General features: G+C 61.7%; 14 protein-coding genes. 5 read left to right on the forward strand and 9 right to left on the reverse strand.

All coding sequences use genetic code 11. The annotated features are described in order from the left end of the window. Positions 1-181 precede the first annotated feature (181 nt). From O1Y97_RS21140 to hypB, 5 genes are read right to left on the reverse strand one after another with little or no spacing between them, the layout of a single operon-like run. Positions 182-838 (reverse strand): HupE/UreJ family protein, encoded by a 657-nt coding sequence (locus tag O1Y97_RS21140; protein WP_318762265.1) that lies wholly within the window; start codon positions 836-838, stop codon positions 182-184. Between the two features lie 8 nt (positions 839-846). After that, positions 847-1893, reverse strand: a complete 1047-nt coding sequence (locus O1Y97_RS21145) for an arginase family protein (RefSeq protein ID WP_254300332.1) — start codon at positions 1891-1893, stop codon at positions 847-849. Between the two features lie 25 nt (positions 1894-1918). After that, a complete protein-coding gene (locus O1Y97_RS21150) occupies positions 1919-2992 on the reverse strand; it encodes an agmatinase family protein (protein WP_318762266.1) in 1074 nt (357 codons plus the stop codon). A gap of 21 nt (positions 2993-3013) precedes the next feature. Then, positions 3014-3400 carry a hydrogenase maturation nickel metallochaperone HypA/HybF gene (locus O1Y97_RS21155; protein WP_254300334.1) on the reverse strand — a complete coding sequence of 129 codons (387 nt, stop codon included), beginning with the start codon at positions 3398-3400 and terminating at the stop codon, positions 3014-3016. Between the two features lie 9 nt (positions 3401-3409). Beyond that, the gene (hypB, locus tag O1Y97_RS21160; RefSeq protein WP_263007834.1) at positions 3410-4222 is read right to left on the reverse strand and encodes a hydrogenase nickel incorporation protein HypB; all 813 of its coding nucleotides are present in this window, start codon (positions 4220-4222) and stop codon (positions 3410-3412) included. Here hypB and O1Y97_RS21165 point away from each other — a divergent pair. Next, the gene (locus tag O1Y97_RS21165) at positions 4211-4486 is read left to right on the forward strand and encodes a hypothetical protein (protein WP_263007835.1); all 276 of its coding nucleotides are present in this window, start codon (positions 4211-4213) and stop codon (positions 4484-4486) included. The genes hypB and O1Y97_RS21165 overlap by 12 nt on opposite strands. Here O1Y97_RS21165 and O1Y97_RS21170 read toward each other — a convergent pair. Next, entirely contained in the window at positions 4432-5145 is a 714-nt protein-coding gene (locus O1Y97_RS21170) for a TetR/AcrR family transcriptional regulator (RefSeq protein WP_267322172.1), read from the reverse strand. The genes O1Y97_RS21165 and O1Y97_RS21170 overlap by 55 nt on opposite strands. 699 nt (positions 5146-5844) lie before the next feature. Between O1Y97_RS21170 and O1Y97_RS21175 the strand changes: the two genes are divergently transcribed. The 3 genes from O1Y97_RS21175 to O1Y97_RS21185 are packed head-to-tail and all read left to right on the forward strand — an operon-like array spanning position 5845 to position 8116. Beyond that, positions 5845-6036, forward strand: coding sequence for a hypothetical protein (locus tag O1Y97_RS21175; protein ID WP_263007837.1), 192 nt, complete (start codon positions 5845-5847; stop codon positions 6034-6036). Next, positions 6036-7448 carry a purine-cytosine permease family protein gene (locus O1Y97_RS21180; RefSeq protein ID WP_318762267.1) on the forward strand — a complete coding sequence of 471 codons (1413 nt, stop codon included), beginning with the start codon at positions 6036-6038 and terminating at the stop codon, positions 7446-7448. Before O1Y97_RS21175 ends, O1Y97_RS21180 begins: the two co-directional genes overlap by 1 nt. A gap of 26 nt (positions 7449-7474) precedes the next feature. Beyond that, positions 7475-8116: a helix-turn-helix domain-containing protein gene (locus O1Y97_RS21185; RefSeq protein WP_267322170.1), complete on the forward strand. Its 642-nt coding sequence runs from the start codon at positions 7475-7477 to the stop codon at positions 8114-8116. On the opposite strand, the gene O1Y97_RS21190 is transcribed toward O1Y97_RS21185, so the two are convergent. The 3 genes from O1Y97_RS21190 to O1Y97_RS21200 are packed head-to-tail and all read right to left on the reverse strand — an operon-like array spanning position 8091 to position 12514. Then, positions 8091-8237, reverse strand: a complete 147-nt coding sequence (locus O1Y97_RS21190; RefSeq protein ID WP_263007840.1) for a hypothetical protein — start codon at positions 8235-8237, stop codon at positions 8091-8093. The two genes, O1Y97_RS21185 and O1Y97_RS21190, sit on opposite strands and share 26 nt — an antisense overlap. 15 nt (positions 8238-8252) lie before the next feature. Then, positions 8253-11336: an efflux RND transporter permease subunit gene (locus O1Y97_RS21195; protein ID WP_263007841.1), complete on the reverse strand. Its 3084-nt coding sequence runs from the start codon at positions 11334-11336 to the stop codon at positions 8253-8255. Further along, entirely contained in the window at positions 11333-12514 is a 1182-nt protein-coding gene (locus O1Y97_RS21200; RefSeq protein WP_263007842.1) for an efflux RND transporter periplasmic adaptor subunit, read from the reverse strand. Before O1Y97_RS21200 ends, O1Y97_RS21195 begins: the two co-directional genes overlap by 4 nt. A 142-nt stretch (positions 12515-12656) precedes the next feature. Here O1Y97_RS21200 and O1Y97_RS21205 point away from each other — a divergent pair, with 142 nt between their 5' ends. Continuing rightward, positions 12657-13196, forward strand: a complete 540-nt coding sequence (locus O1Y97_RS21205) for a TetR/AcrR family transcriptional regulator (protein WP_263007851.1) — start codon at positions 12657-12659, stop codon at positions 13194-13196. Positions 13197-13257: the final 61 nt, after the last annotated feature.

A 13257-nucleotide genomic window follows, 5' to 3' on the forward strand; every position in this document is an offset into this window, starting at 1 on the left:
GCGCGGCATCGCGCGCCAGGGAGTTCAATCGTTCGTCGCTTCCCATTTGCAGGGCATGCGACAGATCAGGATGCGGAGGTTTCAGCCGTATGGCCGAAGCGATGTGCCTGAGCGCCCTCCAACGCTCAGGCCGGGCGGAGGCGGCTGGGCGCCGGCTCCGCCGATCGATAGGCTCGACCGATCAGCCGGCCAGACCGGCTGCCAGGACGACGCCTGCGGCGGCGATGCCGCCACCGCCCACCTTGAGCGCGCTACGCCAGGACAAGCGGGCGACGAAGCTGGCAAGCGAGAAGCCCAGCGCATGCAGGACAACTGTCGAAGCGACAAACCCCAGCCCATAGAGGAAGGCATTGCTGGCAATCGGCAATTCCTGGCCGTGGGCGAAACCGTGCAGGCCGCCGAAGGCAACCGTCATCGCAAAGGCCGCACCGAACGGCACCCGGCTGCCCAGCGCCACGATCGCGCCCAGCAACACCACCGATCCGGCGATGCCCAGTTCGACAAAGGGAAGCGACAGCCCGGTCATGCCAAAGACCGCGCCCGCGATCATTCCGATGACGAAGCCGAGCGGCAGCCAGCGAAAATACGGCTCGTTGTCGGCATTCTGCCCGGCCCAGATGCCTACCCCAGCCATGGCCAGGATATGATCAAGCCCGGAGAGCGGGTGAGATAGTCCAGCCCCGAGGCCGCCGGCCTCGGGCAGAAAATGCGCGTAGCTCGGCATCGTCGACGCGGCATATGCAACGGCAACCGCCGCAGCGAACCGCGTGATCTTTGTTGTGTTCGTTGTCGTGTTCACCATCAACTCCTGTGGCCGGCGGCAGCCGGCCTTGTCCAAGTGGCTGTCTATTCGGCGGCGACCAGATCGGTGCGGCGCAGCTTGTCGTCGATGACGTCGCCATCCTGTGCTGCCAGCGAAGCCATCAGGCGCATGATCACGCACGCCGCCAGGCGGGCCGCCGTGCCGCTGATGTCGAAGATCGGGCATAGCTCGGTGAGATCGATGACGCTGACACCGCCACGCTTGGCGATCATGTCGACAATCCGCATCATCTCACGCGACTCGAGGCCGCCCGGTTCCGTCGAAGTGACGCCGGGTGCCGTCGACGAATCCATGACGTTGAAATTGAAGCCGAGGTACTGCGCGTCGGTGCCGCTCCAGACCCGGTCGATCGAACGCTCGACCAGCGGGTAGATGCCCGCGTCGAACAGGTCGAACATCGAGTCGTACTGAAGGCCTCTCTCCTTCGAGAGGTCGATATGGTCCTTCGGGTTCATGGCGTTGCGGGCGCCCAGATGCGCGACATTCCTGATGTCGAGATTGGGCAGTTCGGTGATGCGCGCCATGGCGCACGGGGCGAGATTGCGCTCGCCGGCCCAGCTGTCGGCCATGTCGAGCTGCGCGCCGAAATGCATGTAGCCCATCTTCTTTTGCGGGCCGATATGGTCGGACAGCGCCCGCGCCGCAGTGATCGAAATCGAGCGGTCGCCGCCGCAGATGATCGGGATGAGCCCGGACTTCAGCACTTCGCGGACCGCACGATAGATGCGCTCATGGGCCACCTCGGGGCTGACCTTCGGCATCGAAACGTCGCCGCAATCGACAGCCTTGCCATGCAGGTCGACATTGTATTCGAACCAGTAGGAAAAATACTCCTGCGTGATGAGGCGGAACTCGCGCGGAGCATCCTCCGAGCCGGGCTTGCCGATGTTACCCTCGTCGAACGGCACGCCGACGAAGGCGTATTTCGCACCGCAGGCCTTCAGCGCTTCGGCATTCAGCGGCACGTGAGCCGAACGCAGGAACGTGATCAGGCCGGGCGCCCGGTAGTTGTCGCCGGCGTCGCCGCCAAGCGGCGAGAACAGATGGGCATAGGATTTTGCTGGGTTCATGACTTAATCTCCTCCCTGAGAATTCTTACGGTTGCTTGCCCTGCTGGCGCAGGGTCTGGGCACGCGAGCCGAGATAGTGGTAGATCATGTTGACCGTCATCTTGACGCTGATCTGGCTCGGATCGAAGTCCGGGCAGAGCTCGACGATATCGAGAATGTCGCAGCCGTGGCGGCCAGCGATGCGCGCAAGCTGGATCACTTCGCGCCCTTTCAGGCCGTAGCATTCCGGCGCGGAGTTGGCGGGCATGCAACTGATGTCGATCGAGTCCGTGTCCCAGGTGAAGTACAGCGAGTCGGTGTCCTTCTTCACCCGTTCGAAGATCTCGTTGGCGCACACTTCCAGCCCGCGCTCGATCATCTCGGGCATGGTCACAACGCGGATCTCGTTGTCGACGTAGAAGTCCCACCAGTCCTTGGGATTGAGGCTGTTGCGCGACCCCATATGCGCCATGTTCCTGGCGTTGCAATTGGGCAGGTCGAGCGCGCGCGGCGCGCCGGAGCAGTTGGTGATCAGGTTGCCGGCCCAGTCGGGTCCGGCGTCGAGATGGCAATCGACATGCAGATAGCCCATCTTGCCGCTGCCGGTGAAACGCGACAGCGCCTTGGCGCCGGGGATCGGCAGGGAGTGATCGCCGCCGAACAGGATCACCTTGGCGCCGCCTTCGAGGCACTCGGTGACGTAGTCGGCGGTATATTCCTGCGACTTGATGTTGTTGCCCGGCACGGTCGGCACGTCGCCGCAGTCGACGACACGGAAAAAGCTCAGCAGGTCGACGTCGTATTCGAACATGTAGGGAAAATACTGCGTCGTCGCGTCGCGCAGCCCCGCGGCGCCTTGCGAGGCGCCGGCGCGCACGATCTGGCCCTGGTCCCACGGCACGGCCAGGAAGCATATCTTGGCACCCATCTCGCGGATCTTGTGGCGATCCGGCGGGCAATAGGGCGCGCCCATAAAGGTGGCGAGCCCCCTGGATTTGAACGAACCATTGTGCAGCTTCGGCGAGTAGATGTGGTCATTCTCGCCGAACTGCTCGGCGGGGCCGCGATGTTGATGTGGCGTGAATTGCCACTTTGCTGTCTCTGTTTTTCGATCAAGCATGCTGTTCCTCCCAACAGATAACTACTGAAGTGCTTGCCGAGCCTGGGCCGCAGGGTGCTGCGCTTCTTCCTCAAGCTCGATGTGGATAAGCTCCATCTCGCGCCCGGACAGCACCTTGCGTGAAGGCCTCCCGCAGTCGGGGCAACGAAGATTGGAAAGCGAGAGCGGCGACCGCACCTCGGCGCAGTGCTCGCAGAATATGGTCAGCGGCACTTCCTCGATGTGCAGCTTGGCACCTTCACAAAGCGTGCCGCGCGTCGCCGGGCCGAAGCAGAAATAGAGCGAGCGGGCGATGCCGCACATGACTCCGAGGCGCACATGCATTCCGATGACCCGGGCCCGGCCGTTGCGCGCGGCGTGATCGCTGGCAAGGTCGATCAGGCTTGAGGCGATGGTGAGCTCATGCATGACACAACCTCATGCGTGCAGCGTGTTGCAGATGGAGTCCACCCGTGCCTGCAGGTCTCGTGCGAGGTCCTGCAGCTGCTGCTGACGGGCGCGGACGATCCACTCCAGCCATTCCGTCATCCCGGTGCCATCACGCGCCGAAACGACGATGCTTTCGATCGCCGGGTTCACCTCGCGGGCACGGGCAACACAGGCCTCGATGTCGAAATCGCAGTAGGGTGCCAGGTCCGACTTCGAGATGACCAGAAGGTCGGCCGCGGCGAACGCCTCGGGATATTTGACCGGTTTGTCATCGCCTTCGGTGACAGACAGAATGACCACCTTGTGGGCTTCGCCAAGGTCGAAGCCGGCCGGGCAGGCAAGATTACCGACATTTTCGATGAACAGAACGCCGCCCTGCCGTAGCGAAAGCGAAGCGAGCGCACGCTGGATCATGTCGGCATCGAGGTGGCAGCCCTTGCCGGTATTGATCTGCACCGCCTGGGTGTCCGTCGCACGAATGCGATCGGCATCATTGGTCGTCTCCTGATCGCCTTCGATCACCCAGGTCGGGAAGGTGCCCTTCAACCGCTGCAAGGTCTCGACCAGCAAAGTGGTCTTGCCCGCCCCGGGGCTGGCGATCAGGTTGAGCGCAAGCACGCCATGCGCGCTGAGTTCGTCGCGGACGTCGTCGGCAAACATGCCGTTCTTGGCCAGGATATCCTGCTCGATCTGCACCAGCCGCTTCTGGCTCATGCCCGGAACATGGGTCTTGGCGGCATCCTTGCCGAAATGCAGATCACCAGGACCCGCCCCAGCAACGGAATGCCGGTGCTCATGCATGTCGCCGTCGCCATGAACGTGACCGTGGGCGTCGCCGTGGTGGTGGTGATGATGTCCGTCATCGTGGTCGTGGTGATGGTGCCCATCATGGTGATGATGATGATCGTCATCATCATGGTGATGGGCATGCAGGTGCTCGTGGTCACCCCCGCCGCTCTTGCCGTCAATGCGAATGTTCTCAGGCCCGCAGCCGCATACCTGGCACATGGCTATCTCCCGCTCTTGCTTGTGGAGGGGCTTTTGGCGGACGGGTCGCCGGCATAATCAAGCAACCCCCAGATCACCCCCTTGAGGTAACGCATCGCAGCCGGGATCGGAGTTCCATGCGGCATGAAGCAGCCGAAGTAGATACCGTCGATGTTGCGCGAAATGAACGCCGCCATCTCATCAGGATCCGGGCAGGAAAAAATGCCCGCCTCGACGCCTGTGTGGATGCAATCGGCGAAAAGCCTCTTCTCAGACTCGTAGTAATCCTCGACGAAGCTGTCGATGAACTTGGGACCGGAGTCCTTGGGGCCACAGGCATTGACGAACATGATGCGCGCGAGGCTACGCAGCGTCTCCGACATCTCGACATTGAGGTCCAGACAGGCGCTCAGCCGTTCGGCCGGACTTTCATGTTGCGCGACGAGCTCGCTATAGCGGGTCATCATTCGGTCAAGCGCGTGAAGCACGTGAAGCACGGAAGACTGGTACAGCGATTCCTTGTTCTTGAAGTAATAATAGATGAGCGAGTGAGCAACACCCATCTTCTTAGCGATTAGCGGGATCGTTACTCTCCCGTAATCTTCATCGGCGAAGCATTCCAGCGCCGCCTCCAGCAACGACTCTGCCCGGACGCCTGGATTGCGGTAGAGGCGGGTCGTGGCCCGTTTGACTGATTTCACGCGATCTTTGAGATGGATGAGAGCGGCAGATTCCATGGATGATTTCCTGACTTGAGCACTGCCGGAGAAGCGCGACGCGACTGCGTCGGTTCAGCACCTGAAGTAAGGCCAGACTGCCGCTTCAGGTGTCGAGGGCACTGGTACTCGACTGCACTTTCGAGCTTGACGCTACGTAGCTTTGATATCACTGTCAACATCAGTTTTCAACCACTTTGCAACTCCGTTCGAAAATCACACCTGCTACACGCGGCCGCCAATCGCCTCATCCGCAGCGGCGAAAACACGCACAATCTTCCTTTAACTAATTGTTATATATGTATTTATTTTCAGATTTTTTAAAGTATCCTGCCCGCATTAGAGCGTTCAAGGGCATATGCCTTTCGTCTTGATACGTGCGAACTCGCTACTATTTTTACAATTGTGTCAGGAAAATTGTTTGACACGGAATTCAAACTGCCGCAACGTTATGGCGTGATGGGCAGCGACCCTATGCGACAAGACAACGAGCGCGCCGCACATCCGACAATCCGATGGAACCTGGGGTCGATCAGACAGGAGAACCCCTTGCGAGCTTCCCGGTCCTCAACAGAACCAATGCGTCGGGCGAAACTTTTGCCCGCGGGGGAAGCCGCGATGATTCCGGACTGCCAGGAAAACAGGACGATGCCAACCCGGGGCGTTGAAGGACAATCAACGCCCCGATCGGTGTTCATTTAATCTTTGGAGGAGGATGAAATGACTATAGCTGCAACGAGCCCCGACAATGAAATACGTCGGGAATTGAACAGGCGACTGAACATCATTGCCGATCCGAACTATGAGGATCCGGCGCGAACCGACATATCGGGCCGCGAAATCGGCATGTGGTTCGCCGTCAACTCCTTTATCCTCGTCGTCGCGATCGCCATGTGGATCGGGGGTAACTGATGGCGTCCCAACCCAATTTCACCGGCGCAAGCTCCGCCTTCGGCACGCTACCAGTGCTGAAAGAAGAACGCGAGATCGGCTTCCTCGATCATTCCTGGATCAGTATCGGCCTCGCCATCGCCACTTGGGCATTCTTGTTTGGCGGCACCACAGCCCTGGTTGTAGGTGCCCGCGACGGCATCTACGCCATCATCATCGGCAACGTCATCGGCATGTCGATCATGGCCGTCAGCGTCTGCATATCGACCGGAAAGTTCGGGATCGAACAATTCACACTGATGCGCAGCGTCTTCGGGCCTATCGGCATCCTGATCCTGGTCGGGATTTTCCTGGCCATCTACGGCGTCGGCTGGTCGGCAATCCTGTCGATCATGTTCGGGCGCGCGATCAGCGGCGCCATGAACCAGGTCGGCGGCACGCATATCGACGAAAACGACCTCGGGGTCACGCTGTTCGCGATCCTCGCGATCGCAATCTCGTGGCTATTGCTGTGGAAAGGCCCGACTGCCGTCAAATGGCTCAACCGCTTTGTCGGCCCTGGCAAGCTCATCTTGTGCTTCGGCATCCTGTTTCTCATCTTCAGCCACAAGAGCTGGAGCGACATCAGCAGTGCCGCTCCTCTTGCACCGTTTGACGACCACAGGCTCAACTTCATGATCGCGGTCGAGTTCAATCTGGCTGGCGGTTTTGGCTGGTGGCCGGTTCTGGGCAACATCACGCGCTTCACGCGTACACCCCGCGCAGCACTTTGGCCCAATCTGATCGGCGTCTTTGCTGCGTCTGTTCTCGGCGAAACTGTCGGGTTGTTTGCCGCGCTCAGCCTCGGGTCATCTGACCCGACCGCCTGGATGATCCCGCTCGGCGGAGCCTTTGTCGGAGTGACCGCGCTGCTGTTCGTCGGACTGGCAAACATCACCGCCATCGTCAGCATCTTCTACGGCATGTGCCTCGCCATGCGGCAGGCTGGCGGACGCTATTTCGAAGCCCTGCCATGGGGACTGCTGACCGGTGCGCTGTTTGTGCCGGCGATCGTCATCACCTTCTTCCCGGGCGAGATCTACGACAACTTTTTCACGTTCCTCGCCTGGACAGCCCTTGTCTTTGCGCCACTCTCCGGCGTGACGGCGATGGACTATCTGGTCCTGCGGCGAGGCCGGATCAAGCAGTGCGACGTCTTCAACGACGGTGCCGATTCCGACTACGCCTTCTGGCGCGGCATCAATCCGGCTTCGTTCCTGGCTCTGGTGGGCGGAGGCCTCGTCTACTACGCGTTGTTCGATCCCCAGTCGCTTGCCGCGCATGGTCCATTCGTCTGGATCAGTGCGTCCGTTCCTGCCTGTCTGGTGGCAGCGATCCTTCACTACGTTCTAACCAAGACGATAGTGATGCCGGCACGGCGCGGAGGATATTGATCCCGGGCCTCGGGTGGTCCGTTCACATGACGGATCACCCGCCTCACGCAATCCCCAGCACCATCGATCCAGATCCCAAAGTGAAGCGAGCCAGGGAACCACTGTTGCATACGGCAATCGGTCGTGAGGTTCGCGCCTTCCGAACCAGGCACGGTATGAAGGTGAGCGACCTGGCGGCGGCCACGAACCTGTCGGTGGGAATGCTCTCCAAGATCGAGAACGGGGGCATTTCGCCCTCACTGACGACGTTGCAGGCGATATCGCGCGGCTTGGCTGTGCCCATTACCTGGCTGGTGAGCCGATTCGAAACTGAATGTACCGCCGTCTTCGTCAAAGCCGGTAGCGACGCTGTTCCGAACAGCAAGGCTGCCAGACAGCAGTGCAAGCCCCTCGGCCATACAGACGTCAACGCCAATGGACTGCTCGTCGAGCCCCATCTGATCTCCCTCACCTGTGAGACAGACGTCTTTCCGGCGGCCGGCCATCAAGGCACCGTCTTCCTCTACCTGCTGCAAGGCGAGATCTCGTACCGTCACGGGGCCAGTATTTATCGAATGTCTCCAGGGGATAGCCTGTTCTTCGACGCGACGATCCAACATGGTGCCGAGAAACCGGCCCAACTGCCCGTCCGCTGCTTGTCCATCATGACCCGCCGTCGGGACCGATGATACGAAGCTCCCAGTCGGTGAAGGTCTCGGAGCCATCGCTCGTGCGCTGCTGCTCGACGAAGTCGGCTACGGCGTAGGGCTCATAAGAAAAGGCCCCGGATCGCTCCGGGGCCTTTCGCATGTCTCATCCACCAGTTCAGTGATGAGCCGTTTCGGCCATCTGCTTGGCATCAGGCAACTCGGCATGTGCTGCCAGGTCCTTGCGCGAGATGAAGGTGTAGAACATCGGCACCACGAACAGCGTGAACACCGTGCCGACGATCACGCCCGAGAAGATCACCAGGCCCATCGAGTAGCGTGCGGCAGCACCCGCACCCGAGGCAACGATCAGCGGCACGACGCCGAGCGCCATCGCGGCCGTGGTCATCAGGATCGGCCGCAGGCGAACCTTGGCCGAGGCGATGATCGCCTCGCTGCGCGACAAGCCATGCTCCTCGCGCTGCTGGTTGGCGAATTCGACCAGCAGGATGCCGTGCTTGGTGATCAGTCCTATCAGCGTGATCAGGCCGACCTGGGTGTAGATGTTGAGCGTACCGAGGCCGAGGTTGAGCGGTACGATGGCGCCGAAGATCGAAAGCGGCACCGACATCATGATGATGAACGGGTCGCGGAAGCTTTCGAACTGTGCCGCCAGCACCAGGTAGATCACGACGATGGCAAGTGCGAAGGCGATCAGGATCGTGCTGCCCTGCTCGCTTTCCAGGCGCGACTGGCCGGAGTAGTCGACGAAGAAGCCACCCGGCAGCAACGGCCGCGCTATGTCCTCGATCGTCTTCAGGCCGTCGCCGGTGGTCACACCGGGCACCGGCAGTGCCGAGATCGTCGCCGAATTGAGCTGGTTGAACTGCTCGATAGAAGCCGGCGACGAGTTGGTCTTGATCGTCACGACGGCCGACAGCGGCACCATTTGCCCGTTGACGCTGCGAACGAAGAACTCGCCGAGCTTCTCCGGATTGTTCCGGTACTCCTCCGGCACCTGCATGATGATGTCGTAGCTGTTGGAATCGCGGTCGAACTCGGCGATCGCGCCGCCGCCGACCAGGAGGCTCAGCGTCGATCCGACATCGCTGACGGACAGGTTGAGCGCTGCGGCACGATCGCGGTCGATGGTCACGGTGACCTGCGGCGCGTCAAAGGACAGCGAGTTCTGCACGACGATGAAGCGTCCCGAGGCCTGCGCCTTTTCCTTGATCTGCTCGGCCACCTCATAGACCTGGCTCGGATCGCCGGTCGACTGGATGACCATCGAGATCGGCAAGCCGCCGCCGGCGCCCGGAAGCGACGGTGGTGCGAAGACCAGCGCCTGCACGCCGCTGACCTTTGACAGCCGACCCTGGATATCGGCCTGCAACTCGGCCTGCGACCGGTCGCGATCGGCCCAGTCCTTGAACGCCCAGACCGAGAAGCCCGAATTGGTCTCGCCGCCCATGCCAACGATGGAGAAGTTGGCCTTGAGCTCCGGCAGGTCCTTGGTCAGGTCGCGGATCTGGTCGGCGTAGAGGCTGGTGTACTCCGTCGTCGCATAGCGGGGTGCGGTGATCAGCGAGAACAGCGCGCCCGAATCTTCTTCAGGCGCCAGTTCGCTCGACGTCTTGAAGAACATGAAGCCCGTCACCGAAACCAGTGCGATGACGATCAGCAGCGTCACCGGCCGGTACTTGAGCGAGCCGGCCACCAACCGCTCATAACGGTTGGCGACCCGTTCGAAGGTGCGGTCGACGAACTGCGCGAAACGGCTGTGGTTGCCGGCCTTCAGCAGACGCGCCGACATCATCGGGGTGATGGTCACCGCGATAAAGCCGGAGATGACGACGGCACCTGCCAGCGTCACCGCGAATTCGCGGAACAGCGAACCGGTGAGACCGCCGGTGAAGGCGAGCGGGGCGAAGACGGCGGCGAGCGTGATGGTCATGGCGACCACCGGCGCGAAGATCTCGCGCATGCCCTTGAACGCCGCCTGCATCGGCGTCATGCCCTCTTCCATGTGGCGGTGGATATTTTCGACCACCACGATGGCGTCGTCGACGACCAGTCCGATCGCCAGCACCATGGCCAGCAGGGACAAGAGGTTGATCGAATATCCCATCATCAGAAGGATGAAGCAGACACCGATCAGCGACAGCGGAATGGTCACCACCGGCATCAGCACCGAACGGAACGAGCCGAGGAACAACAGGATGACGACGATGACGATGGCGACGGCTTCGGCGATGGTCTTGAACACCTCTTCGATCGAGGCGCTGATGGTCTCGGTCGAATCATAGACCATGGTGATGGTCATGCCTTCGGGCAGGCTGGCGCTGATGGCCGGCAGCTCGGCGATGACGGCTGCTGCCGTGTTCAGCGGGTTGGCCGAAGGTGTCGGGAAGATGCCGATGAAGGTGCCCGGCTCGCCGTTGAAATTGACGACGGTGTCGGTGCTTTCGGCGGCCAACTCGACATGCGCGACATCGCGCAGCCGGACGACGTTGCCGTTCGCGGACTTGAGCGGCAGTTCGGCGAAAGACTCCGGTGTCTGCAGCGTCGACTTCATGGTGATCGAGTAAGCGACGTATTCGTTCTTGGTCTTGCCCGGCGCCGACAGGAAGTTGGAGGCGTTGATGGCCTGCAGCACTTCGGCGGCGGTGAGGCCGCGCGCGGCGAGCTTCACGGGGTCGATCCAGACGCGCATCGAATAGTTGGCAGCGCCCAGGACCTGGACTTCGGCAACGCCTTCGATGGTCGACATGCGCGGACGGATGACGCGCTCGATGTATTCGGTCAGCTCTTCCGAGCTCATGTTCGGGTTCTGCATCGCCAGATACATGATGGCGAACTGCATACCCGTGCCCTTGACGATGGTCGGGTCCTTGGCGTCGCTCGGCAGCTGACCGCGCACCTGCTGGACCTTGGACATGACCTCGGTCAGCGCGGTATCAGGGTTTGAACCGAGTTCCATCTGCACGGTCACCGTGCTCGACGACGGGCGGCTCTGCGAGGTGACGTAGTCGATGTTCTCCGTCGTCGCCACCGCGGCGGCGATCGGCGCGGTGATGAAGCCCTGGATCAGGTCGGCACTGGCGCCGGGATAGACGGTGGAGATGGTAATGACCGTCTCCTCGACCTCGGGGTACTGCCGAACCGACAGGTTGAACAGTCCCTGGAAGCCCAGGAGCAGGATCATGAAGGCGACCACCGTCGACAGGACGGGGCGGCGAATGAAGATGTCGGAAAAACTCATTTCGCGGTTGCCTTCGCATTGGCCGAGGCTGTCGGCGAAACGGTGTTGTCGATCTTCACCGGCGTGCCGTTGGTCAGCCTGTTCTGTCCGGCAATGACCAGTTCGTCGCCCGCCGACACGCCTTCGGTGATCTCGACGCGGCCTTCGGAGCGGCGGCCGACCTTGACGAACACCTGCCTGACGGCAAGAGCCGGCTCAGCCGCCGCCGGCTGGGCGGGTGCGGCAGATGCGGCGGCGGAAGCTGCAGTGCCTGCGGCCGCCTTGGCCTCGGCCGGACGAACGACATAGACGTAGTCGCCATAGAGGCTGGTGGTCAGCGCGGTCTGCGGCACGGCCAGCACGCCGTCTTCCTCGGGCAGCTCGACGCGGACGCGCACGAACTGGCCGGGGCTCAGATTGCCTTCCGGATTGGTGATTTCGGCGCGGACCGAGACCAGGCGGCTCTGCGGATCGACCTTGGGGTCGATACCAACCACCGAGCCCTTGAACGGCATGTCGTCGGCGGCAATGCCGAAGCCTACCGGCTGGCCGATCTTCAACAGGCCAAGCTGCTGCTCGGGAACGGAAAAATCGGCGCGCATCGTTTCGAGATCCTGGAGCGTGGCGACGATCGTGCCCGGCGCCAGATACTGGCCGTCATCCACCTTCGGAATGCCGATGGTGCCGGAGAACGGCGCACGCAGCTGCTTCTGGTCGACCACGGCCTGCAGCTTCTGCACCTGTGATGCCGATGTCGAGGCGGCTGCCCTTGCAGCATCGAGAGCGACTTCGGAGCCGACGCCGCGACGCTGCAGCTCGATGGCGCGGTCGAGCGACTGCTGGTCGAGCGCCGCCTGGGTCTTGGCGGCCGCCAGGTCCGCCTGCTGAACTGTATCGTCGAGCTGGATCAGCACGTCGCCCTGGTTGACGCGCTGGTTGGCCGCGAACTTGATGTCCTTGATGATGCCGGCCTGTTCGACCGTCAGATCGACGCCCTGGGAGGCGTTGACCGTGCCGATGGTTTCGATGCCGGGCGTCCACGGTGCGGGCTCGACCTTGGCGGTCGCCACGGTCACCGAGGCGACCGGCATGTTGGCGAAGAATTGCTGGATCGCGTTGTCGCGGAAGACGTTGAATCCAACGATGCCGCCGCAGACGAGAACGAGCAATACGAGAGCGATGATGAGACGCTTGATCAAAGGAGATCCCCAATCGGCATCCGGGCGGGCCGCGATGCACATTGAACCTGTTTATATGAAAACCCAAGTGCGGGGCGCTTACTGTACCGTCTGGACGGTAATGTCAATCGACGATAATGTGAAGTTTCACGGAGACGCCATCATGTCGGGCCACAGACCTAGTTCACGCGACAAAATTCTCGCTGCCGCCGCCGAACTTGCCGACATTGTCGGCCCGGGCAACCTGTCGCTCGATGCGGTGGCCCAGCGCGCCGGGGTGTCGAAGGGCGGGCTGCTCTATAATTTCCCCACCAAAGCCAAGCTGATGCAGGCCCTGGTCCAGGATTACCTCAAGACCTTCGAGGAAGCGCTCAGCGCCAAATCGTCCGACGACGAAGCCAATAGCAGCCTGGCTGCCTATGTCGAGCTGTCGGCCCAGGAGTGCAGTCAAAAGCAGCACTCTGCGGCCGGCGTCCTTGCCGCCCTCGCCGAAGACCCCGATTTCCTCAATCCGGTCAGGGACTTCAAACGCCATCTGCTCGACCGCCTCAAGGCCGAAAATCCCGATACGGCCAAGCTGCTCGTGGCTTTCCTCGTCATCGAAGGGCTGCGCAGCATGAAGCTCTTCGACATGGACATACTCCACGAGGATGAACGCAACATGGCGATCGCCTATCTGCTCGAGCAAGCTGCAGTGCAGTAGGCGCGCCTCGCCGAGCCGGTCCCGGAGCGCCGGAAAGCCTCATTGGCTCGCATGGGCTGGC

The sequence above is a fragment of the Aminobacter niigataensis genome, assembly GCF_946995915.1.
Classification (GTDB): Bacteria; Pseudomonadota; Alphaproteobacteria; order Rhizobiales; family Rhizobiaceae; genus Aminobacter; species Aminobacter niigataensis.